The 24442-nt window shown below is 63.4% G+C and carries 5 protein-coding genes; 1 reads left to right on the forward strand and 4 read right to left on the reverse strand.

Annotated elements, in window-relative coordinates:
- Positions 1–89: 89 nt before the first annotated feature.
- From RGM3321_RS08895 to RGM3321_RS08905, 3 genes are read right to left on the reverse strand one after another with little or no spacing between them, the layout of a single operon-like run.
- On the reverse strand, positions 90–9242 hold the full coding sequence (locus RGM3321_RS08895) for a non-ribosomal peptide synthetase (protein ID WP_244392697.1): 9153 nt from the start codon (positions 9240–9242) through the stop codon (positions 90–92).
- Entirely contained in the window at positions 9242–13354 is a 4113-nt protein-coding gene (locus RGM3321_RS08900) for an amino acid adenylation domain-containing protein (protein WP_244392681.1), read from the reverse strand. The genes RGM3321_RS08895 and RGM3321_RS08900 overlap by 1 nt, the downstream gene beginning before the upstream one ends.
- A complete protein-coding gene (locus tag RGM3321_RS08905) occupies positions 13351–22416 on the reverse strand; it encodes a non-ribosomal peptide synthetase (RefSeq protein ID WP_244392683.1) in 9066 nt (3021 codons plus the stop codon). Before RGM3321_RS08905 ends, RGM3321_RS08900 begins: the two co-directional genes overlap by 4 nt.
- A gap of 624 nt (positions 22417–23040) precedes the next feature.
- On the opposite strand from RGM3321_RS08905, the gene RGM3321_RS08910 reads away from it, so the two are divergent.
- Complete coding sequence (locus RGM3321_RS08910) at positions 23041–23559, forward strand: GNAT family N-acetyltransferase (RefSeq protein WP_244392685.1); 519 nt, start codon at positions 23041–23043, stop codon at positions 23557–23559.
- Positions 23560–23584: 25 nt separating this feature from the next.
- Here the strand turns inward: RGM3321_RS08910 and RGM3321_RS08915 are convergent, their stop codons facing one another.
- Positions 23585–24307, reverse strand: coding sequence for a haloacid dehalogenase type II (locus tag RGM3321_RS08915; RefSeq protein ID WP_003404399.1), 723 nt, complete (start codon positions 24305–24307; stop codon positions 23585–23587).
- Between the last annotated feature and the right edge of the window lie 135 nt (positions 24308–24442).

Genomic DNA, 24442 nt, shown 5'->3' on the forward strand with positions numbered 1-24442 from the left:
CCCTTGTGTGGTTGGCATGGCCGATCACCATGTCCGTAACTGGTTTACCGGGACATCAGCCCCGTCTGAAAAACGTGCCGGTAACGCGTTCAGCCCTCCCCCACTGGCAGGTCTGCGTTGATCATCTCGGCAATCACTTGCGCCCACGGCGCTGCGACAATGCCGTAATGGTCAGTGTCCAGAGGCTGCCAGCTCAGCAGGTGCGGTAACAGGTCTTGCCAGGCACGCTGCAGGTCTGTCATCTGCCAGACGCTGCCCATGCCAAATGGATTTGGACGCGTGGCAATGAACAATCGCGCTCTGGTATCAAGCAGTTGCGCGGGCCGATGATCAGCCATGCTCGCCATGTTGTTCTGGCAGCAGACAATCAGGCTTTGCAGGTAACGTGGCGCGTCTTCGCTGGCCGTGCTGGCGGCAGTGTTGGGGGTCCGCCGTGCAGAAAACTCGCGCTGGAAGACCTGCTGAATATGTTCTTCGTCGATCCGCGCCAGCTCGGTCCCGGCATCCGGCGCTGGCGGATCGATCAGGTACAGCAACGGCTGCTCGCGATCGTCCGCCAGCAGGCTGCACATCGCCTGCGTCACCCACGCGCCGAACGACCAGCCGGCCAGCCGCCATGCTGTGCCGTCGGGATGATGGGCCTGCAACGCGTCGAGATACAGCTGCGCCCGTTCGGCCAGACTGATATTCGGCAGCTCGGGCAGACGCAAGGCCGGGTCGGCGATTACCCACACACCCAGATCAGGATGCAGCGCCGAGGCCAGCTCGCGATACGCCTGAACATCGCCACCCACCGGATGGATCAGGTACAGGCGCTCGCGGCCAGCGCCCGCATGCCATTGGTCAATCCTAACCGCGTCGGCCCACTGGTCTTCGACCGTAACCACACCGCCCTGCGCCGACTGCACCAGCGCCAGCACCTCGCGCAGACTGACCTTGTGGCTGAACTGTGACAACTGAAACACCACACCCGTCGCAGCCTGCAATTCGTCGATCAGGTCCAGCAAGGTCAGGGAATCAGCGCCCAGCTCGTACAGCGAGTCATCCGGATCCAGAGCGCTCACGCCAAGCCATTTGCACAGACAGCCATGCAGACGCTCAGGCAGACCGGCTTCTGCCGCAACGGCTGGCGCAGTATCGACCAGCATCGCCCCACCGCTATGACGAGCCGGGTAAAACTGGCGTGCCGTGTTCAGATCGGTCGTCGATATCAACAATTGCGGCAGTTGTGCAGACATGGCGGCGTCGAATACCCGGCAGCCCTCTTGCGCCGACATGCCGACCGCCAAGTGCCGCTGATGCGCTTCATCGCCGACGCCGCTGGCAGCGGCCATGCCGGTTTCACTCCAGATGTCCCAGTTGATACCCAGGCGCACGCAGCCATTTTCGGCATTCGGGCGGTAATGGGTGAAGCCGTCGAGCACCGCGCTGGCGGCGGCGTAATCCAGGTGTCCAGCGCCGCCAAACAGTGCCGACATCGATGAGCAGTACAGCACAAACCCTGGCGTCATCTGTTCGATCAACGCTTCGACCGCCAGCATGCCGCGGGTCTTGCTCGCCATCGCTTCAGACAACAGGTGAGCATCGCGCTGACGGATCAAACTGCCCGCTCCGGTCCCGGCAGCATGGATCACCCCATCAAAGTGTCCATAACGCTCGCGCAGTTGCTCAAGCACCTTGGGCCAGCGTGCCAAATCGGCGATATCCGCCTGAACGCTATCGATACGCGCGGCATAATCGCGCAGTCCCTGCGGACACTCCCCACGGCGTGACAACAGCACCACCCGCCGCTGGCTTGATTGCAGCAAGTGTTCGCACAACGTACGGCCGATACCGCCTGTACCGCCGAGTACCAGAAACGTGCCATTTACCGGCAGCAGATTCGAAACGACCGTTGGCAGCGCGAGCGAGCTGGGCTGCAACTGTGGCTGCCACAGATAACCGTCACGAATGGCCATGCGCCGTGGCAGCGACGTCGGCTCGGCGAGCAGCGCCGCCAGTTGCCGAGCCTGGGTGCACCATTGCGCAGTGGGCAGATCCAGCCAGTGACAGCGTATCGGGTACTCCTGCGGGGCCACTTCGGTGATACCCGCCAGCGCCGCCAGCTCCGGACGCATCACCTGACCATTTACCGGGCACGCCTGCCAGGACAGCAGCCAGAGTCGCAAAGCCGCCTTCTGTGCGCTTTGCCCCCAGGCCTGCAACAACGCGCTGACAGTGTCCAGACACGCCCATTGCGCGGCCGCCAGGCTTTGCTCGTTGACCACCCCGCCAACCGACAGTGGCAAGGCATGCAGCCAGTCGAGTTCAGTCACCGCCTGCCCACTCTGCTCAAGCTCAGCGATCAATCGGCTAAACGCCAGCGGGTCCAGTGGATCGAGCTCATAATGGTTCGGGCCAAGCTGCTGATAGCCATTACCGGCCTGCACCTCGATGACGTGCCGATAAACGCCCTGCATACTGCCAAGCAGTGCGGCATCAATGCGCTCGTGACTGCATACCACCAGCCTGTCGCGACGCTCGCCAATCGGTTGTTTGCCCAGACGACGCACCCGCTGCCACTGACGCTGATAAAACCAGTCCACCATCGGCTGGCGCTCAGCGGTTTGCGGCGGCTGCGGCTCGACATCGGCGGATGGTTTGAAGCGGAAGGTCTGCAGGTCGAACGCCGAGGGAGGCAAGTTCCACGGTGGCGGTGCCGAACGCGTCGCCACCTCGATACTGGCTCCCGCATACCAGGCTTCCAGCAACGCCTGCGGCGAGTGTTCACTGGCCTTCAGATGCAGGTCCGAGACCGTCATCCGTTTGATCGAAGAAGGTTGCAAGCGCAGCGTGTGACCCGGCTGGCAGATCACCGCAAAGCGCCAGGGCAATGCGCGCCGCCCGTTTTGCAGGTAACGCAGCAGTGCGGTCTGTTGTTCGGGAAAGGTATTGAGCCAAGCGTCGATCACCGCGACGTCCCGCTCCAGCGCTGTACGGCTGTGTGCCGACAGCAACAGGCACGGCGGGCATTCCTCGGCGCTGTCTGCCTGCGATGGCGGCGCGCCGACAATCACATGCGCGTTGGTGCCGCCGATACCGAAACTGCTTACCCCGGCCAGCCGTCGACGGCCCTCGGGCCATGGCCGTGAGGCGGTGGGTATGTAGAACGGTGAGTGCTGCAGATCGATTTGCGGATTGATCCGGGCAAAGCCCAGATTGGGCGGGATCACACCATGAAACACCGCAAGCGTCGCACGAATCAGCCCGACCACACCCGCCGCCGCGCCCAGATGGCCGACCTGGCTTTTCACTGACGCCAAAGCGCAACTGGCGGCGGGTGCTGCGCCGAACGCCTTGCTCAGTGCGGCCACTTCAACCGGGTCGCCCAGCAACGTGCCTGTGCCGTGGGCCTCGATGTAACCCATGTCAGCACCTGTGACACCCGCCTTGCGCAGGGCCTCGCTGATCACCGCGCTCTGCCCCGCCACCGACGGCGCGGTGTAGCTCATCTTGGCCCGGCCATCGTTGTTCAGCGCAGAAGCCTCGACCAGCGCATAGATCCGGTCGCCATCGGCCTGGGCGCGGGCCAGCGGTTTGATCACCACCACCCCGTAGCCGCTGGCCCCGATGGTCCCGCTGGCATCGTCACTGAACGGACGGCACAGCCCGTCACGAGAGAAAATGTGTTGCGGGCGATAACGGTAGCCATCGGTCAGGGTCGGGTCGACGAGCACCCCGGCGGCCAGCATTACATCACTGTCGCCCTGGCGCAGCATCGCCGCCGCAAGGTGCACGGCAATCAGCGAACTGCCGCACGCTGCCTGAACACTCAGCGCCGGGCCGCCGAGCTCCAGGTGGTACGCCGCCTTGGTGGCCAGAAAGTCCTTGTCGTGGTGCAACGCCATCTGAAAGCCGTCCGGCAGATCACCCTCGGCGGTTTCGCGCAGCATTTGCTGGAAATACGTGGTTTCGCCGCAACTGGCGATCAGGCCAATGCGTGGGCCGTCGGCTGTGGGCGTGATTGCAGCATGTTGCAGCGCCTGCACACAGCCCATCAACAGATGCCGCTGTTGCGGGTCCATCAGCCGTGCTTCCTGAAGGCTGATGCCGAAGTATTCCGGGTCGAAATCCAGCATCCCCGCCAATTGACTACGCGCGCCGACCAACCCATCGGCGGCGTCGAACAGCTCGATGCCCAACTCGTTTCCCTGGACCATTGCCCAGAACTCGGCAAGGTTGCCCGCCCCGGCCACATTCACCGACATGCCGATGATTGCCATCGGCTGTTCGCCAGTTTCGGGCCCTTGTGCACGTGCCACCGAGACCGATGGCGAAGCCGAAAGATGCTGCGCCAGACGGCGCACGGTGACATGTTCGAACAGCGCTGCCATCGCCACCGGTTGTGGCAGTTGCTCGTTGTAACGGGCATGCAGGCGCATCAGGCCGAGGCTGGTGGCACCGGCCTCGAAGAAGGTCTGATCAAGCTCGATATCACGGCCGATAACCGCCACGAACAATTCGCTCAGTTGCTGTTCAAGCGCGCTCAGCGGCACTTGCGCAAGTGCACTGCGACGCCGTGGCAGTGCCTCGCCCAGCGAACTCAACGCCTTTCGGTCGATCTTGCCGCTCGGCGTACGTGGCCAGGCATCGACACAGCGGTATTCGTCGATACGCACATGCGCAGGCAAGTGCAGCGTGAGCTGGCAATCAAGCTGCTGCACGTCAGGCGGCGTGCCTCCGACCTGCAACCAAGCCACCAGACGTGGCGGTTCGCCGTGCATGGCCACCACCGCATTGCTTACCTGAGCGTCCTGCATCAGCGCGGCTTCGATCTGCCCCAGCTCAAGACGCTGACCACTGACCTTGACCTGTTGATCGTCACGGCCAAGGTAGTGCAGGCAGGCATCGGCATCAGCCCAGGCGAGGTCGCCGGTGCGATAGAACAGCATGTTGCCCTCGGGCTGCGGCAACTCGACAAACCGCGCGGCATTCAGCGCCGGGTCGGCCAGGTAGCAGCGCGAAATCATCGGCCCCGCCACCAGCAGATAACCCCGGCTGCCACCTGGCACTGGCTGGTCGTGTTCGTCCACCAGCAGCAGCCGCGCGTTGTTCACCGCCAGCCCGATGGGCGCTCGCAGTGGCCAGTCCTGAACCGCCGCTGGCAAACGCCAGGCGCTGACCACGTGGGTTTCGGTCGGCCCGTAATGATTGAACAGACGCGCCTGCGGCATGCCACCAAACCAGCTGCGCAGTGCATCGGTGCAGAGCAGTTGCTCGCCCGCAGTGATCACTTCGCGCAACGCCTGCGGATACACGCCTTGGCTCACAGCGGTCTGCGCCAAGTGCTGCAAGGCTACGCACGGCAGGAACAGACGCTCGATGCGCGCCTGCTGCAGATAGCTCAACAATGCCTGGGCATCCTGCCGCCAACGCGGGTTGATCAAGTGGTAACAGCCCCCGCCGCAGAGGGTGCTGAAAATCTCCTGAAACGACACATCGAACGACAGCATGGAGAATTGCAGGGTCACTGACTTCGCTGGCAACTGCCCCTCGTTGCGCTGCCAGTGCAACAGATTGCAAAGGGTCCGGTCCGGCACCTGAACCCCTTTCGGCGTTCCCGTCGAGCCGGACGTGAACAGCGTGTACAACGGTCGCTCGCCCGCATGTCGGCGACGTTCGAATGACCGTGGCGCAACGCTCAGGTCGACCCGATGACGGGCCACCCGACCAGCATTCAATTCGTCCAGTGCCGCCTCGGTGGCAGTGCTGTAAAGCAGGCAACACGGCTGTGCCTGTTGCATGACCTGACGCTGCACCGCCAGCGGATAGCCAGGGTCCAGCGGCACGGCCGTGAGGTTGAGTCTGGCCAGCGCCAGCAAGGCCACGATATGCTCGACCGACGCTTCGAGGTACAGCACCATTTGCTGCGGTGCGTCATACCCGTCCGGTAATTGGCATTGCTCGACCAGGGTCGCCGCCAGGGTGTCGGCCAGCGCATCCAGTTCGGCATAGCTGATACGCTGCTGATCAGCGACCAGCGCCAGAGCATCCGGTGCGCAATTGACCTGATGCTCGAACCAGTCGGCCAGGGTGTCGAACGGAGCCTCACCGCCGCCACCCTGACTGGCGGGCGGCAGGCTGAAGCGGTACGGCGTGAGCAGATCGTCAAGGGTGGCCGAGGGTTTTTCCAGGAGCAGATCAAGGCCCTGTTGAAACACCTGATTGACGGCGGTCATTTGCGCGGCGTCGAAATAGCTGCACTGGTATTCCCACCAGCATTCCAACTGTGAACCGGCATCGACCACCGACAAGGTCAGCGGGCATTTGGCCTGCACGGTCTCGGTGAGTTCAAACGTCGCTCGCAAGCCAGTGCGAGAGAGCCTGGCGTAGTCGGTGTTTTCCAGCACGAACATGAAATCGAACAACGCACTGCTCGACGACAGCCGCAGGTCTTCGACCAGATCAGCCAGGGCGACGTCCTGCAAGGCCAGCACCTCGCGCACTGTGCCAGTCTGGCGGTGTATCTGTTGGTCGAGCGCCATGCTGTGGGCGAACGCCGCCGGGATCAGCACGGTGTTGGCAAACATGCCTATTGCGTCTTCGAACTCGGTCAATGGACGGTTGGATACCGGGCTGGCGATTCGCGGCCGTTCGCAGCCGGTCAGCGCGTACACGCTCCAGGCATAAACGCTGAACAACACTTCATAGCGGGTGACGCGTTGCTGGCTGCAAAACCGATCCAGTGCGGCACTGCGCATGGCACCCAACGGCTGGCGGTACAGTCGTGCCTGCGGGCCTGGTTCGCGAACCGGCACCAGCGGTGGCGAACACGCTTGCTGCTGGCGGTGCAACCCGGCCAAGTCACGGCGCTGGTCGCGATAGCGCGGGTCGACACGCCATTGCCGTTGCCAGAGCGCAAATTCCAGCGTGCCCAACCCAGGCAAAGGCTCGGCACTTGCCCGCCCGTGCAGCGCATCGTCGTACAGTTGCACCAGATCATCGAACAACAGGTTCATCGACCAGCCATCGATGACAATGTGGTGCAGGTTCATCAGCAAGCGACAGCTGCCATCGGCAAACGGCAATAGCCAGGCCTGGCACAGGGCTGATGTCGCCAGATCGAAGGATGTATCGAACACCAGCGTCGCGAAGCTGCGCCAGGTCTGTTCGCTGAACGCCCCCACGTCGAAGGTGCGGCACAGCACGTCACGCTCGCAGACCTCCTGATACAGCCCGTCGGCCGCGGACACGAAGGCCGTGCGTAACCCGCTGTGTCGCGCCAGCAGGCGCTCCACGGCTTCGGCCAGCGCGGGCAATTGAATGCCTGCCGCAAGGTGCAGAATGAGCGGCACGTTGTAGGCCGTGGCTTGCGGCGTGCGTTGCTGCATCAGCCACAGGCGGCTTTGCTCGGCAGTGGCTGGCGCACGCCCGGCCCTGTTGACGGGTGGCGCGGGTGGATAAGCAGACGCAGCGCCCTGTTCATCGCCCAGGCGCTCGGCCAGTGCTGCGAACGATTCGCTCAGCACCGCGCCCAGCATAATTTCGCGCCGCCAGTGCGTGCGGATTGCAGAGCGCAGGCGCATGGCCTTGAGAGAGTCGCCGCCACTGCCCAGCCAGTCATCCTGGCCGTTGAGGTCGGGTTGCGCCAACAGTCTGCGGGCCTGGGTCAATAGCCAATCCAGTGCGGGCGAGTGCTGATCGTCAGGCAGTGAGCAGGCTTGCGTTCGCCAGGGCTTCAAAGGCCCGGCCAGCAGCGCACGCTGATCGATCTTGCCATTGGCAGTCAGCGGCAGACGCTCAAGCAGAAACAACTGATGTGGGCGCATCCATACCGCCAGGTGTTCGCGCAGGTGCTGGTCCAACTCGCGATAGTCCAGCCCTTCGCGTGGCACGATGAACGCCAGCAACTGATGGTCTTCGGCCGCTTGCCTGCGGGTACAGACATGCACCTGCGCTACCCGCGAGTGGTCCAGAATACGTTGTTCGACCTCACCCGGCTCGATACGAAAACCGCGCACCTTCACCTGGCGGTCGATGCGGCCCAGGTACTCGATCAACCCCTCGGCATTGACCCGCACCTGATCGCCGGTGCGGTAATGCAGCACACTCTCGGTGTCGAGCGCGGGCAGGCGCACGAAACTGTGTTCGGTCTCTGCGGGACGGTGGCGGTAACCCCGTGCCACCCCGCTGCCACTCAGGTAAAGCTCGCCCGCCTCGCCGGTAGCAACGGGTCGCTGTTGCGGGTTCAGCACACGCACGCCTGTATCCGATAAAGGCCGGCCAATTGGCACCATATCACCGGCAAAGTCACGGGCAATGGGATGGCACAGCGCAAAGGTGGTGCATTCAGTGGGGCCGTAGACGTTGAAGATCCGGCAAGGGCTGTCGGGATTGGCTTGATACCAGGCACGCACCGCAGCGGCGCTGACTTGCTCGCCGCCGATCAGTAGCTGGCGCAGGCTGGCAAAACAGCCGGGGTCATCCGCACTCAAGGTGTTGAACAACGAAACGGTCATGAACAGGTTATCGACCTGTTGTGTTTCCAGCACTGTGGCCAGCCGCCGTGCGTCCTGCAGGTCTGCGTCGGCAATGATGACGCAGCAACCGCCATTGAGCAGCGGCGCCCACAATTCGAAATTACAGGCGTCGAACGCCGGGTTGGACAGGCAGGCGAAACGGTCGCCTGCGCGAATCTCGATGTAGCTGTCGGCCCGAGCCAGACGCAACAGGCCGCGCTCGCCCACTTCCACTGCCTTGGGGGTGCCGGTAGTGCCCGAGGTGTAGAACAGAAAACTCAGCTCAGCGAAGTCATCAGGCACAGGTTGTGGCGGCTGATCAGGGTAATCCAGCAGCGCCTCGACGCTGATGTGCCAGCCACGCAGCGTCGATACAGCATCAGTATCTTCGCCCTGGGTGACCAGCCCGACACACCCTCCATCGTCCAGCATCAATTCCCGACGCCGTAGCGGGCTGGCCCGATCCAGTGGCACTACGACGGCACCCACTTTCAGGGCCGCCATAATTGTTGCCACCCACTGCCAGCCACGCGGCATGCACAGGGCAAGCGGATCACCGCAGCCTGCGCCTTGTGCCAGCAACCCCTTGGCGATGCGCTCGCTGGCGCTGGCCAGTTGCGCGTAGCTCAGTCGTACGTGCTGATCGATCACCGCCAGTGCCTCGGGATCGCGTCGCACCTGCTCGGCAAAGCGCGACAGCAGAGTCCCGGGGTGCCGGGCCATACCCTCCTTGTGGCTGCTCATCATTGCGCCTCCTGCGTGTCGAAACGTTGCAATTCCTGCCTGAGCGTCTGCGAGACCCGATGCACCTCGGCACTTTCCAGCATGTCCCAGTGCCCGCCGTGCACCAGCCTGGCTCGATAACCGTTGCCCGCACGGCGACGCCAGAACCCGCGCAACTCGTGCAACTGCGCGCGGCTGAAGCCTTCACGAGCCTGAATCAGCACGATGCGCCCGGCGTGCGGCTCACATTCGTAAGCAGCCATGGCCAGGCGGTTGTGGTTGTAGAGGTGGAAATAACGCTCGACCTGCGCGTCTTCGATACCGGGGTACATGCCGTTGAAGCGCACCAGCTTGTCGCGGAACTCAGCCATGTCGACGGTGCCGATCTGTTGCCGAAAGCCTGGGTCATCCGAGCCCTGGGTATCGAGCAGCACCACCGTGACCTGACGATTGCCAGCAGCCGTCAGACGCCGGGCCATTTCGTAAGCCACCAGACCGCCAAACGACAGCCCGGTGAGTATCAGCGGCTGTGACGTCAATGGCGCAATGCGCCGCAGATAGGCGTCAGCCATCGCTTCGACGCTCGGCTCGGTGCTCTCTCCGGGGTTCAACCCCGGCGATTGCACACCGTACACACCGATAGCGTCCGGCAGTTCCTTGGCCAGCGACAGGTAGCAAAACGCCGTGCCGCCTGCCGGGTGAATGCACACCACGTTGCGTTGCCCGGCACCGCGGCGGAATTCGATCAGGTTGCCCTGCGCCGAAGTCAGGCTGGCCCCGGTACGCAGCCAACCACCCAGCGCCTCGATGGTCGGATGGCCGATGATCACACGCACCGGCACTTCAACGGCGAAGGCCCGGCCAATCTCGTAGGCCATCTTGATCGCCGCAATCGAGGTGCCGCCGACGTTGAAGAAGTTGTCGCGGATGCCGATCTGCGGCACCAGCAGCAGGTCTTTCCAGATCTGATACAGCGTCAGCTCGATATGGTCTCTGGGGCTGCCGAGATTGACCTGCCGGTCGGCCAGGTCCTGATCGGCCTGTGCCGCGAGCGCTGCACGGTCGACCTTGCCGTTGACCGTCAACGGCAAGGCGTCCAGCCATAGATAAGCGCTGGGCATGACGGCGCTGGACAGGGTCGTTGCCAGGTGCGCACGCAGTGCAGATTCATCCACTGGGCTATCGGTGACGCAGCACGCCACCAGGCGCTGGTTCTGCGCAGTATCACCGACGATCAACGCCACACTGGTGCGAATACCGGGGAACAGGTCCAGCCGCGCTTCGATTTCACTCAGTTCCAGGCGAATGCCACGCAACTTGACCTGAAAGTCGTTGCGACCGATAAACTCCAACTGACCATCCGGACGATAACGCGCCAGGTCGCCGCTGCGGTACAGCCGGTCACCGGCAACGAACGGGTTGTCGATAAACCGTTCGGCAGTCAGCTCGTCGAGCCCCAGATAACCCCGTGCGACGCCGACACCACCAATGTGCAACTGACCGGTGACCCCGGCCGGCACCGGCGCATCACGCTCGTCGAGCACGTAAAAACGGGTGTTGGCGATGGGCCGTCCGATGGGCAATTGGCGCGGCGGGACGTCGGCACCGGGCTGTAGCGTCCAGACACTGCTGATCACTGTGGTTTCGGTCGGACCATAGACGTTGTGCAGGCGCGCGTGCGGCAGCCGCTCCTGAAACAGCCTGGCCACTGCGGGCGACAGCTCCCCGCCGCCACTGAACACATCCTTCAGCGTGTGACAGGCGCTGACCTCTTCGACCTCCAGAAACAGTTGCAACATGGCCGGCACGAACACCATCGCGGTGACGCTTTGTTCGCGTACCACCTGCGCCAGATAACCGGGCTCGAAATGCCCGCCGGGACGGGCGATGACCAGCCTGCCCCCGGTAAGCAACGGCCAGAAGATCTCCCAGGCCGAGGCGTCGAAACCGAATGGAATCTTGTGCAGCATGCTCCCGCGTTCGCCGCAGAACTGCTGACACCAGAGCAGCAGGTTGCTCAGCCCGCGATGCGTGACCATCGCCCCCTTGGGCAGCCCCGTGGTGCCGGAGGTGTACAGCACATACGCCAGATGGTCGGCGTTCACCGCGACACGCTGCGGCTGCGGATTGTCCGATGGGCACTCGGCCCAGAGCACGGCATCGGCCTGCACGTCGAGGATCGGCGCTTCGCAGTCCGCTCCTTGTAAAGCCTCGCGCAGGATCTTGCGCGTCGGCCCTTGGGCAAGCAGCACCACGGGGGACGTGTCATCGAGAATATGCCGCAGGCGTCCCGATGGATAATCCGGGTCCAGCGGCACATAGGCGCCCCCGGCCTTGAGCACCGCCAGCAAGGCCACCGGCAGTTCCAGCGAGCGCTCGATACAGACCGCCACGCGCACATCCGGGCCGACGCCGAGGGTGAGCAAGTGATGCGCCAGGCGGTTGGCCTGAGTGTTGAGCTGGCTGTAGCTCAGCGATCGACCCTCGAAGATGACCGCACACTCGGCCTGCCGACGCGTGACCTGAGCTTCGATCAGGCGATGCACGCAATCGGCAGGCTCGGCCAGCGGTGCCGGGCTGTTCCACTCATGCAGTATCTGTGCGCGTTCGGCATCGCTGATCAGCGTCAGTGCACCCACAGGCTGCTTGGGGTTCAGCGCCACCTGCTCCAGCAACTGACGATAATGCCCGCTCAGGCGCTCGATGCTGGTCTGATCGAGCAGGTCGGTGTTGTATTCCACCAGCAGGCTCAGCACACCGTCGCGCTCGACCCATTCGAACGCCAGGTCGAACTTGGCTGTGGCGCTTCCGGTGCCGTATGGCGTCATGCTCAGGCCCGGCATCCGTGCGGCGTTGCCCGGGGTGTTCTGCAACACCATCATCACCTGAAACAGAGGCGAATACGCGGTATCGCGCGGCGGGTTGACGGCCTCCACCACGCGGTCGAAAGGCACATCCTGATGCGCGTGAACATCCAGCAGGGTGGCGCGCACTTCGCGCAACAGCTCGGCAAAGGTCTGCAGCGGATCGAGACGCTGGCGAATCACCTGAGTGTTGACGAAATGGCCGATCAGCGGCTCGATTTCGGGACGGCTGCGGTTGGCAAATGGCGTACCGATGCACAGGTCCCGCTGACCGCTGTGGCGCCAGAGCAGGACCGACAGCGCGCCGATCAGCACGTTGAACAGCGTGCCCTGGGTCTGTCTGGCCAGCGCATTGAGCGCACGCAGGGTGGTGCCATCGACCGTCGAGCTGAAAGTCGCCCCGACGTAGCGCTGCACGGTCGGACGTGGCCGGTCGGCAGGCATGTCGAGCAGCGGCGGCGCGTCGGCCAGCGTGCGCTTCCAGAAGTCCAGCTGCCCGGCCAGCGCCCCGTCACCCAGACGCTGTTGCTGCCAGCAGGCGTAATCGGCGTACTGCACCGCCAGCGGCGCCAGACTGGACGCCCGACCGCACAGAAAATCGCCATACAAGGCGGTCACTTCGTGAAGGATCACACCCATCGACCAGCCATCGGCGATGATGTGGTGCACGCTGTACAGCCACAGATACTCGTCATCGGCCAGACGCAGCAGCGAAGCCCGCAAAAGCGGGCCGCTGGCCAGGTCGAACGGCGCTTTGGCCTCCCGATCGACCGCCATTCTGACCTGCACTTCACGCGCCGCTGGAGGCAGGTCACGCAGGTCGACCTTCTGAATCTCCAGCGCCATCATCGGGTGCACGATCTGCCGTGGCTCGCCGTCCACACTGGCAAACGTGGTGCGCAGCATTTCGTGGCGCATGATCAGTTCGTTCAGCGCCTTTTCCAGCACCGGCACATCCAGCGCACCCTTCAGCAAGACCGCAGTGGGCACGTTATAGAACGCATTGCCCGGTTCCATCTGATCGAGAAACCACAGCTGGCGTTGTGAAAACGACAGCGCAACAGCCGTTTGCCCGGCAGCACGCCGAGGGATCGCCGCCGGATCGGTGCCGCTCAGCAAAGCGATCAGCTCTGCCTTGTGTTGCTTGAGTGCCTGCAATATCTCGTCATTGAGAAAACCGCGTGGAGCCTTGCAGCGCAGTTTGTCGCCGTCCACTTCAAGCACCACGGCGTGACGACCGAACAAATCCAGCAATTGATAGGCATTCATATCTCTATCTCCTCCATGTCGCTGGCGTCGTCTGTTTGATCCACGGCAGAAGCGAACGCCTCGACCTGCGCGCGGCGATGCTCATCAGCAGTGCGCAGGCCGCCCACCATCGAGTAGATCAACTGATGATTCGGTCCCAGGTCGAACAACGCCGACAATTGCCGCTCCTCGAGCGAGCCCATGCCGCACAGGCCAAGGCCCTGCTCGACCGCAGTCATGGTCAGCAATTGCGCCATGCCTCCGGCTTCGATATGGCAGAAGTCGCGACTGCGCTCGCCATACAGCGGCCGGATTGCGGCCATGTCGGCGATAAAGAACAGCGAGAACGCAGCGTTTTCGAACACCGGACGATTGACGAAGTAGTCGTAGGTGTCCGGGTCCAGCACGTCAGTGTCGAGCCTCAGCAGGCGGTGCTCAACCGGGTCGTAGTAATAGGCACCGGCAGCAACGCCGGTCACCCGCTGGGGTTTGACGTACAGGTAGCACTGGATCGGGTACAGGCCACCTGCGGACGGAAACTGGTATTTGACCTCTCCATCCAGTTGCCCCTGCGCCAGGCTGGCCAGCAGGCCGGCGAACGCCTCGGTCGGGATCGGCTGCGCAGCGAACTGACGCACCGAGCGGTAATCGCTGAAGCGCCGCACCAACGCCGGGTCATCCGGGCGCGCAAGGTCCAGCGTCGCAACCTGCGCGTTGAAGGACCGGCGCCCGCGCTGGTCGGCCTTGAAGCGCGCCCGCTGCTGCGGATCTTCAATCACCTGCTCGGGCGAAGCTGTACGTTGCCGGACGCTGTCGACCACACTGCCGTTGGCCAGATTCTGGCGGTACATGCCGAGCAGATTGAGCAGGGTCGGCTGCGCCAGCAACTGCGCAACATTGGGGCGGAACTGCAGCTCGCCGGACAGCGCATTGCTGATCCTGACGATATCAATCGAGGTAGCGCCCAGGTTCAGCAGATTGGCGTCGGCTGCAATCGAAGGACGCTTGAGCACGCCCTGCACAATCGTCACCAGTCGTTGCTCCTGCGGCCCTTCGACTTCAAGCGCGGGACCTGACGCCTGAGCCTGAGTCGGTTCCGGCAGACGTTTCTTGTCAACTTTGCCGTTGGCCGACAGCGGCCATTCCTGCACGAAGGTAAACGAACTCGGCACCATGTAGGCGGGCAACTTGTCTGCCAGGTACTGGGTAAAATCATTGGCCTGCAACGAGGGATCGGCCTTGAGTACGTAGCCCGCAAGCCGCTTCTCGCCCAGCGCTTCGCCCAGCACGCGAACCACGGCGCTCTGCACGCCGGGATGACGATTGAGCGCCGCTTCGATCTCGCCCAGCTCGATGCGATGCCCCTGAACCTTGACCTGGGTATCTTCGCGACCGAGAAATTCGATATTGCCATCGGGCAACCAACGGCCCAGATCGCCAGTGCGATACAGACGCTCGCCGGTCAGCGGGTGAGCGAAGAAGCTTCCGGCACTCAAGGCTTCATCACGCCAATAGCCCTTGGCCAGACCGATGCCGCTGATATACAACTGACCGGCCACCCACGTCGGGCGAACCTGCAACGCATCATCCAGCACATAGAAGCGCTGGTGATCCATTGCCTTGCCGTAGGGAATGCTGCGCCAGTGGGGATCGACCTGTTGCAACGGATACAGAATCGACCAGATGGACGCCTCGGTTGCCCCGCCCAGGCTGATCAGTTGCAAGGTCGGCTGCAACGCCCAGGCGCGTTCGGGCAGCGTCAGGGGAATCCAGTCGCCCGACAGCATCGCCACCCGCAGGCTCGACGGCAATGCACTGCGCTCGCCTTCGACATACTCCAGCAACATGCCGAACAAGGCTGGCACCGAGTTCCACAGGCTGACCCGATGCCGCTCGATGAGCGTCAGCCAGTGCGCCGGGTCGAGCGCCTGCTGCGGTTCGAGCAACACCACCGCAGCGCCTGCGGCCAGCGTGCCAAAAAAGTCATAGACCGACAGGTCGAAACTCAGCGAAGAAATCGCCAGCACCCGGTCCGTGGCACCGACGGCAAAGCGCCGGTTGATGTCGAGCAACGTGTTGACCGCACCGCGATGATCGATGACCACGCCTTTGGGCATGCCGGTCGAGCCCGAGGTGTAGATCACATAGGCCAGGTCGTCTGGCGTAAGGTCTACAGAGTTCAATTCATGCTGATCGGGAATGGCATCGCCGGAAATGACCGGGTCGGTCACGCTGATGACCTTGATCTGCTCGGGCCATTCGATGCGTTGCAGCAGTGCGGGCTGAGTCAGGGCCAGACTCGCTTCGGCACGCTGCAGAATGTGCTCCAGGCGCTCGGTTGGCAGCGCCGGGTCAAGCGGCAGGTAGGCACCGCCTGCGTACTGGATCGCCAGCGTCGCGACGACCTGCTCCCAGCCACGCTCCATGACCACCGCGACCAGCCTGTTGGGCACCACGCCCATACGCTGAAGCCGCGCCGCCAGATGCCGCGCTTCGGCTCGCAGCTGGCGATAACTCAACTGCCGCTGCGTGCCGATCACTGCCAGTGCGTCCGGGGCAGCAAGCGCCTGACGGTCGAACAATTCGTGCATCAGCGCCGAGTCGACAGGAGCGGCATCCGGCACAGGCAAGCGTGCCAGCGGTATCAGCTGCGCGGTGTTGGCACTCCAGGCATCCGGCGCCAGCAGACGGTCCAGCAGCGCGTTGTAGGCGACGAACATCTGCTCGATCATGCCCGCCGGAAACAATTCGTCGATGCTGTCCCAGTTGAACAGCAGGCGCCCTTCCAGCTCCAGCAGCGTGTGGTCAAGCCAGACCTGCGGGGTCTGGGTGATGCTGTGCATGTGCTCGGCATTCAACGCGTCGGCAAGGTTGAATTCAGCCAGTTCCGGCGCAGCTTCCGACAGGGTGCTGTTGAACACGATCGGCATGGCGGTCTGCTGCACGCCTCGGGCCTGGGACAGTTCACGCAGCACTCGCACGCCGCTGACCACCGAATGGTCGATGTCTTGCCACAACCGTGCCTGCACGGCACGCGCCTTGTCGATGAAGCTCGCGGCCCCGTCCAGATTGACTTCAAGCAAGACCAGCGAAGTGAAGTCACCGATGATCTCATCGACATCCGGGTGCAGCGGCATGCGGTTGAACAGCGGCAGACTCAGCGTGAAGCGCGGCTGTCGACTCCACAGCGCCAGCACCTCGCTGAACGCGGTCAGCAGCATTACCGATGGCGTCACGGCAAATTGCCTGGCGAGTTCCTTGAGCCGTGACCACTGCAACGCTGAAAGCTCGCGGTCGCGGCGGGTAAAGTGCGGCTGGCTGATGCTTTCCGGCTGGCACACCAGCGGCAGGTCCGGCGCAGGTGCCAGCGTGGCAACCTTCTCGCGCCAGTAGTCCAGCGCCTGTGCGTAGCGGCTGTCATTGCGCAAGCGCTGCTCGGCCAGCACGTAATCGCGAAAGGTCAGCCCCGGTTCGGGCAGTTGCAACTGCGGGTCGGCATAAAAGGCCATCAGTTCGCGCGCCAGAATCTGCGTACTCGCGGCGTCGACGATCAGGGCGTCAAGGCTGATGTGCAGATGGCTGATGTCCCCATCGAGCAACGACAGACTGAACTCGAACAACGGCCAGCGACTGGCGTCCAGCACCTGATGGGATTGACGTTCGCGGGTGCCTTGCAGGGCCTGCTGTGCAGCGTCGGCAGACAGGCCGTGCAGATCGTTGCGGGGCATGTGGTAGATCGGCACGCTGTCGAGGACCTGCTGCGTGCCGTCGCCAAGGAACACCACGCGCAGCATGTCGTGCCGCAGGATCATGCGGTTCAGCGCCTGCTCGAAACGCGGCACGTCGAGGCCGGGAATGCGCAGTTCTTCATAGCCATGGGCACTGACCCCGCCGAGGCTGACCGACGCCTCGCGGCCAAACCAGTACGCCTGCTGAATATCGGTCAGCGGAAACGGCGCGTAACGTGCGCTGCGATCAGCTTCAATCGGGGCAAAGGGTGTGTCGAGCGAAGGCCCGTCACCCCGCCCGAGCCGCACCTGCTCGGCCAGGTCCATCAGCACCGGCGTCTTGAACAGGCTGCTCAGGGACAGCTGCGCGCCCATGCGCTGGTTGATCATGTAGACCATCCGCGTGGCCAGCAGCGAATGCCCGCCCAGGTCGAAAAAGTTGTCGTGGAGGCCGACCTGCGCGCATTTGAGCACCTCGGCCCAGATTTGCGCCATCTGCCGCTCGGTCTCGTCGCGCGGTGCCACGTAGGCACTGGCGGCCTGCCGCTCTGGTACCGGCAGCGCCTGACGGTCGAGCTTGCCGTTACGGGTCAGCGGCAACTGCGCCAGCGCCACCCAGGCCGTCGGCACCATGTGTTCCGGCAGGTGGCGGTGCAGCTCGGCACGCAATGTTTCGGCAGTTGCAGACCCCACCACATAGGCCACCAGACGCTTGTCGCCCGGCACGTCTTCGCGCAGCAGCACCACCGCTTCTTGCACACCGGGTTGCTGGTGCAGAAGGCTGTCGATCTCGCCCAGCTCGACGCGAAAACCGCGCAATTTGACCTGCTGGTCGATGCGACCCAGGTACTGCACGTTACCGTCAGCCTGGAACCGCGCCAGATCACCGCTGCGGTACATGCGCGCACCGGACTGCGGGTTGAACGGGTCCGGCAGGAAGCGTTCGGCGCTCAGGTCCGGACGATTCAGATAACCACGAGCCAGGCAGGCCCCGGCGATATACAGCTCGCCTGCCACGCCGACCGGTACCGGGTTCAGGTCGCCGTCCAGCACATACAAACGCGCATTGGCGATGGGCCGGCCAATCGGCGGTGCGTCCGGCCACTGCCCGGCGTCGTCACAGTTCAGGCTGAACTGGCTGACCACGTGGGTTTCGGTCGGGCCGTACTGGTTGTGCAGTTGCGCACCGCCAAGGCCGCAGACAAAGGCACGCAGTTCGTCATTGACGAGCAATGCCTCGCCAGCGGTGATGATTTCGCAGCCGCCCTTTGGCAAAGGCATCGGCACCGCCACGTCAGCTTCAGTGAAGCTGGCCAGTTGCTGAAGCACGGCAAACGGCAGAAACGCCCGTTGTACGCCTTCGGCCACCAGCGTCGGACGCAGCGCAGCGAGGTCCTTGCGGCCTGCTTCGCTCATCAGCACCAGGCTGCCACCCTGGCACAACGTGCTGCAGATTTCCTGAAACGACACGTCGAAATTCAACGACGCGAATTGCAGCACGCGTTGTGCAACAGGCGTCTGCTCCAGTTGCCAGGCGATCAGGTTATCCAGCGCCGCACGACTGTGCGCCACGCCCTTGGGCCGCCCGGTCGAGCCAGAGGTGTAGAGCACGTAAGCCAGATTGCCGGGGCTGACGGGCACTCGAGGATTGGCCTCGGAATACTCAGACCAGCGCTGCGCTTCTACGTCGAGGCAGCAGATCGGCAGCGTGTCGGGCAACGGCGGCAGACCGGCACGCAGTGCAGTCTGGGTCAGCAGCAGGCTCGGTGCGGCATCCGCGAACATGAACGCCAGACGCTCTGCCGGGTATGCCGGATCGAACGGCACGTAAGCGGCGCCGGTCTTGAGAATGGCCAGCAGGCCGATGACCATCTGCGGCGAGCGCTCCAGGCACAGTCCCACGCGCTGCTCGGGCCTCACGCCCAGCTCGATCAGGTAGTTCGCCAGGCGGTTGGCAGACTGATTGAGTTCGGCGTAAGTCAGCGCTCGCTCATCGGCCAGCAACGCCACGGCGTCAGGTGTGCGCTGCGCCACGGCCTCGAAGCGCTTGACGCAATCGGGCTGCGCCGAGGTATCGTGTTCGGTGCGGTTCCAGTCGTGGACGATCCGTCGATGCTGTTCGGCGTTGAGCAGGTCGACCGTCGCCAGCGGCTGCTCGCTGTCCTCGACCATCTGCGTGAGGATGTGGCGCAGGTAGTCACCCATCTGCACCACGGTCTCCGGCTCGAACAGCCCCGACGCGTATTCCAGGCCACCGACGATTTGTCCGTCACGTTCACTGAGTGCCAGTTGCAGGTCGAATTTGGCCACTGGCTGGACGCTTTGCAGCACACTGACGTCGAGCCCGGACAACTCCAGATCCGAATCCTGGTTCTGCTCCCAGGCGAACAGCACCTGAAACACCGGGCTGTAAGCCAGACTGCGCGGCGGGTTGAGCAACTCCACCACTTGATCGAACGGCAAGTCCTGATGTTCCTGAGCGGCAAGCGCAACGCTGCGCGCCTGTTGCAGCCAGCTGGCCACCGTCGGGCTGCCGGAGCGGGTCATGCGCAGCGCCAGGGTATTGACGAAGAACCCGATCAACCCTTCCAGCTCCTGCTGGCTGCGGTTCGCCGAGGGCACACCGATGACCACGTCATCCTGCCCCGACAGGCGCATCAACAGCAGCGACCAGGCCGCCAGCAGGTTCATGAACAACGTGGTGCGCTGCTGCGTAGCCAACACTCGGAGCCGTGCCGTCAGCGCACGGTCAAAGACCAGCGGCACGAAGCCGCCGCGGTAATCCTGGGCCGCCGGACGTTTGTGATCGGTGTGCAACTCCAGCAGTAGCGGCGCACCGCTCAGGGTTTCACGCCAGTAGCGCCGCTGCGCATCCAGCACCTCGCCGCACAGCCACTGGCGTTGCCAGGCCGCGTAGTCCACATACTGAACGGCCAGCGGCGGCAGTGGCAAAGACTGCCAGTGCGCGGCCGGTTGCTGAATAGCCGCCTCGTAGAGCAGCCCCAGCTCACGGGTCAGCACGCCCATCGACCAGCCATCCGAGACGATGTGGTGCTGGGTCAGCAGCAACACGTGATCGTCGTCGGCCAGCTTGACCAGGCTGACGCGCATCAACGGCCCCACCGCTAGATCGAACGGCTTGCTGCCCTCTGCGTCGATCAGCGCCAGCAGACGCGCCTGGGCATCGTGCTCGTCGCGCAGGTCAATGACTGGCAACGGCATGATCGCGCCCGCCGCCGCAACACGCTGCCGCCCCTCGCCCTCGACCGTGAAAAACGTAGTGCGCAGCGCCTCGTGGCGGGTCACCAGTTGATTGAAACTGCGCTCCAGCGCGGCCACCTGCAACGGCCCGCGCAGGCGCAGGTTCAAGGGCATGTGGTAAGCCGCATTGCCGCCTTCCATCTGCGCCAGAAACCACAGGCGTTGCTGGGCCGACGACAACGTGTGTGCCTCGCTACGCGCTACAGCCGTGATTGGTGGACGGGGGCTGCCCTGCCGAGCGGTGCTCAGTCGTTCGGCGAACTGTTGCAGCACAGGGGCGGTAAACAGGGCTGAGGGTGACACCTCCAGATGCAGCGTCTGCCGAACCTTGGCCAGCACGCGCATCACCAACAGCGAGTGGCCGCCGAGTGCAAAAAAGTGATCCTGGCGACCGACTCGCTCGACACCCAGCACCTCGGCCCAGATGGCCGCAAGTGAGACTTCCAGCGCGCCTTGCGCGGCTTCGAAGACATGCCGATCGAACGCGTCATCCCCCGGCTCGGGCAGCGCGATGCGGTCCAGCTTGCCATTGGCGGTCAGCGGCAGCGCGTCCATGCGCACGAACGCAGCAGGAATCATGTAGTCCGGCAGGCTGAGCTGCAGATGCTGGCGCAGGCCTTTGGGCGTCAGCGCTGCGCCGGTCTGTTCGCGAAAGTAGGCAATCAGCCTGGGCACGCCCGCGCCGTCCTCGCGCAGTACCACCACGTTGTCCCGCACACCGGCAACCTCGGCCAGACGCGCCTCGATTTCACCCAGTTCCAGACGCAGACCACGCAGCTTGGCCTGCGAGTCATTGCGCCCGAGAAATTCCAGATGGCCGTCAGCCCGATAGCGGGCCAGGTCGCCAGTACGGTACAACCGCTCACCGGCCACAAACGGGCTGTCAATGAAGCGCTCGCGGGTCAATTCCGGCAAATTCAGGTAGCCTCGCGCAACCCCCGCGCCGCCGATGTACAGTTCGCCGGTCACGCCTTGGGGAACCCTATCGCCAGCAGCATCGAGCAGGTAAATCCGCGTATTGGCCAATGCCCGCCCGATGGGCAGCACCGCGTCGACATGGCTGTCGGGTTCGAACTCGAAACAGGTGCTGTCGATGCTCGCTTCGGTAACACCGTAGGCCTGGACGATCTGCGTCTGCTCGCCACACAACCCACGCAGTTGGCGCGCGCTGTGCGCCGTCCAGATGTCCGAGCCGCAAACCACCGTGCTCATGAACGACAGGTCGCGCCCCGCCTCCTGCGCCCAGACCAGCAACGGGTTGAGCACCGCCGGCACGAAGTCCGCAAAATCGATGCGCGCCTCGCTCAACAGGCGATACAGCGCAGGCGGGTCCATCAGCGTGTCACGCGGGCAGAGCACGAGCGTGCCGCCAAAACCCAGTGCGCGGATCAGGTCGGCGCTGAACACATCGAAGGAAAACCCGGCCATTTGCAGGTGATTGACGGGTTTGTGCAGTGCGTATAGCCGCTCCCATGCAGCGCTCACCGCCATCAACCCACGGTGCTCGACCATGACACCCTTGGGCATACCGGTGGAGCCCGAGGTGTAGATCACGTAAGCCAGATGGCGCGACGTGAGCCCGACCACACGCGGTTCCGGGTTATGTGCCGGTTGCGCTGCCCACAGCCGGGTATCGGCCAGATCAAGCAGTGGCGCTGGCGCCGCACACCCCTCAAGCGCCGCCAACAACGCCGGACGCGCCGCTGCATGGCTCAGTAGCACACGCGGTGCACTGTCCGCCAGCATGTGTGCCAGACGCGCTTTTGGGTAAGCGGGGTCCAGCGGTACATAAGCGCCACCCGCCTTGAGTATCGCAAGCACGCCGACCAGCATGTCCAGCGAGCGCTCCAGGCACACACCGACACGCACATCCGGCCCGACCCCGAGGCTACGTAGGTAATGGGCCAGACGATTGGCCTGGGTATTGAGCGTCGCATAGTCAAGCGTGTCCAGTTCGAAGTGTGCCGCTATGGCGTCAGGATTGCGCTGCGCCTGGGCTTCGAAAAGACCATGAACACATTGGTTTTGGTCAAAGGGTTGCTCTGTATCAGGATGAGCGAAGCCCGTCCCGCGCGAGGAAGATTTGTCGACCATCAGGAATCACCGTCCGTGAGCAGATTATTTTTTTATGAGCAGACGGGAGCGCAGAGCGGCAAGCCCGTCAGGCACGGCATGAGCAATGCCGGATGAACATCGAGACTCAGGGAGAAGGTGCGGCGCGGGCTCTCGGGCTCATGTCATGACCTGACATGCAAGCACTCGGGGGCATCGCAGAGGGATGACAGACGAACGCGGCACGGCGCGACTCGCCTACAGAAAGGGGGGTGGCTGGCTCGTTGACGAGACTGATCGCTCTGCCCTTGGAACTGACGTTTGCATACCGCGTGACCAATTGAAACCTCATCTTCCGTTTGAGGGTCAACGACGGGGAACGGCCTGCGCCGGGGTGTCAGCGCCAGGGTGGACCCGATCGGCTGTGACTGCGGAGTCTGTGAACCCGTGACAGTCATTGGCGCTGGGTTTTTGGCCCTGAGCGCCGGGGATAATAACCACGATTTTTGGCGGTGAGGCAAACAAAAAGTTACAAACCGCGAAAGTGTCCGTCAAACGGCACTGCTGTCGCGGCGGGAGAGCCGTTTGAAATTTCAGCGTCGGGCGGCGACTTTTCCCGGCACGCAATGCAATACTCGAAACCTGACTCACACGACCACGGCCTCCATGACCCTCATCTATCGACAACTGACCCCAGCCGATGCGCCTGCCTATCGCGCCATGATGCTCGAGGCCTATGACCGTCATCCAGACGCCTTTACCTCTGACGTGACGGAGCGCGAAGTGCTGCCTTTGGCGTGGTGGGAGAAAAGGCTCGATGACAGCGCTGGCGCAACCGAAATGGTGTTTGCCGCCGTTGAAGACGGTCATTTGTTGGGCGTAGCCGGCCTCTGCGTCGAAACCCGAAAAAAGGCCCGACACAAATCGACCCTGTTCGGCATGTATGTGCCACTGGCGCACAGGAACAGGGGCATCGGCGCTCGATTGGTGCGCAACGTGCTCGACCATGCCGGAACCCGCGCCGAGCTTCTGGTCGTACAGCTCACTGTCACGCAGGGCAACACCGAAGCAGTCGGACTGTACAAGCGAATGGGCTTCGTGACCTTTGGCCTCGAACCCCTTGCAGTCGCGGTGGGTACCGGATTCGTCGCCAAGGTGCATATGTGGAAAGACTTGCGCGGGTGACCGGCGCACCTGGATAACGGGCGCTTCAGCAATCGAGCGCGTCAGCCGCTTCGGTCAGGGAATCGACGATCACGTCCCAGTCCTGTTCGGCGCTCAGGTCAGACGTCTGGCCTGGCCCGTGCTCGGCGGGACGTCGGACGAAAACGGTCTTGAAGCCATTCGCACGAGCGGCAGTCAGGTCAGCGTTATGCGCAGCCACCATGGCGACGCAATGCGGTTCCAGGCCTACTGCTTTTGCAGACTTCAGGTAGGTCTGGGGCATCGGTTTATAGGTCCCGGCGATCTCCGCACCGACGATAACGTCCCAGGGCAATCCGCCGAATTTCGCCAGGTTGAGCATTCCGGCGATGTGTCCGTTCGATAGCGTACCGATCGAGAACCTGCGCTTTAATCGGCTCAGGCCGGCGACCGAGTCAGGCCATGGATCGAGCCGCTCCCAGGCCTTGTTGAGCTCGACAAGCTCGGCGTCGGGAATGCTGCCGAAATCCACCTCGTGGCGCGCCAGCACTGTTTCGAGACTCTCCCGGTTGAGCACGTCGAGTGTCACGTACGGGCGCTCACCCGCACGCACGCGCTGCATGGAAGGCTGATAAAGACCCCGCCACTGATCGGCAAAATCAAGGGGATCGACGTCCACGCCATGCCGCTGCAGAAATGGCGCAGCAGCCCGCGCCACGCCGTTTCGCCAGTCGACAACGGTGCCGAATACATCGAAACCGAGAAACCCTATCTGTTCCAGCCTGGCCATATTGCTCTCCCGAATCGTGCACAGTCGCTTATAGTTCTACAGATCCAGAACTATAGAACCAATCGCGTCAAAGCGAGTTGTTCCGGGCAGACGTTGCCCAACTGTAAACGCGAAACGGCTCGGCGGCTGATCAAT

It is taken from the genome of Pseudomonas sp. RGM 3321, assembly GCF_022836805.1.
GTDB lineage: Bacteria > Pseudomonadota > Gammaproteobacteria > Pseudomonadales > Pseudomonadaceae > Aquipseudomonas.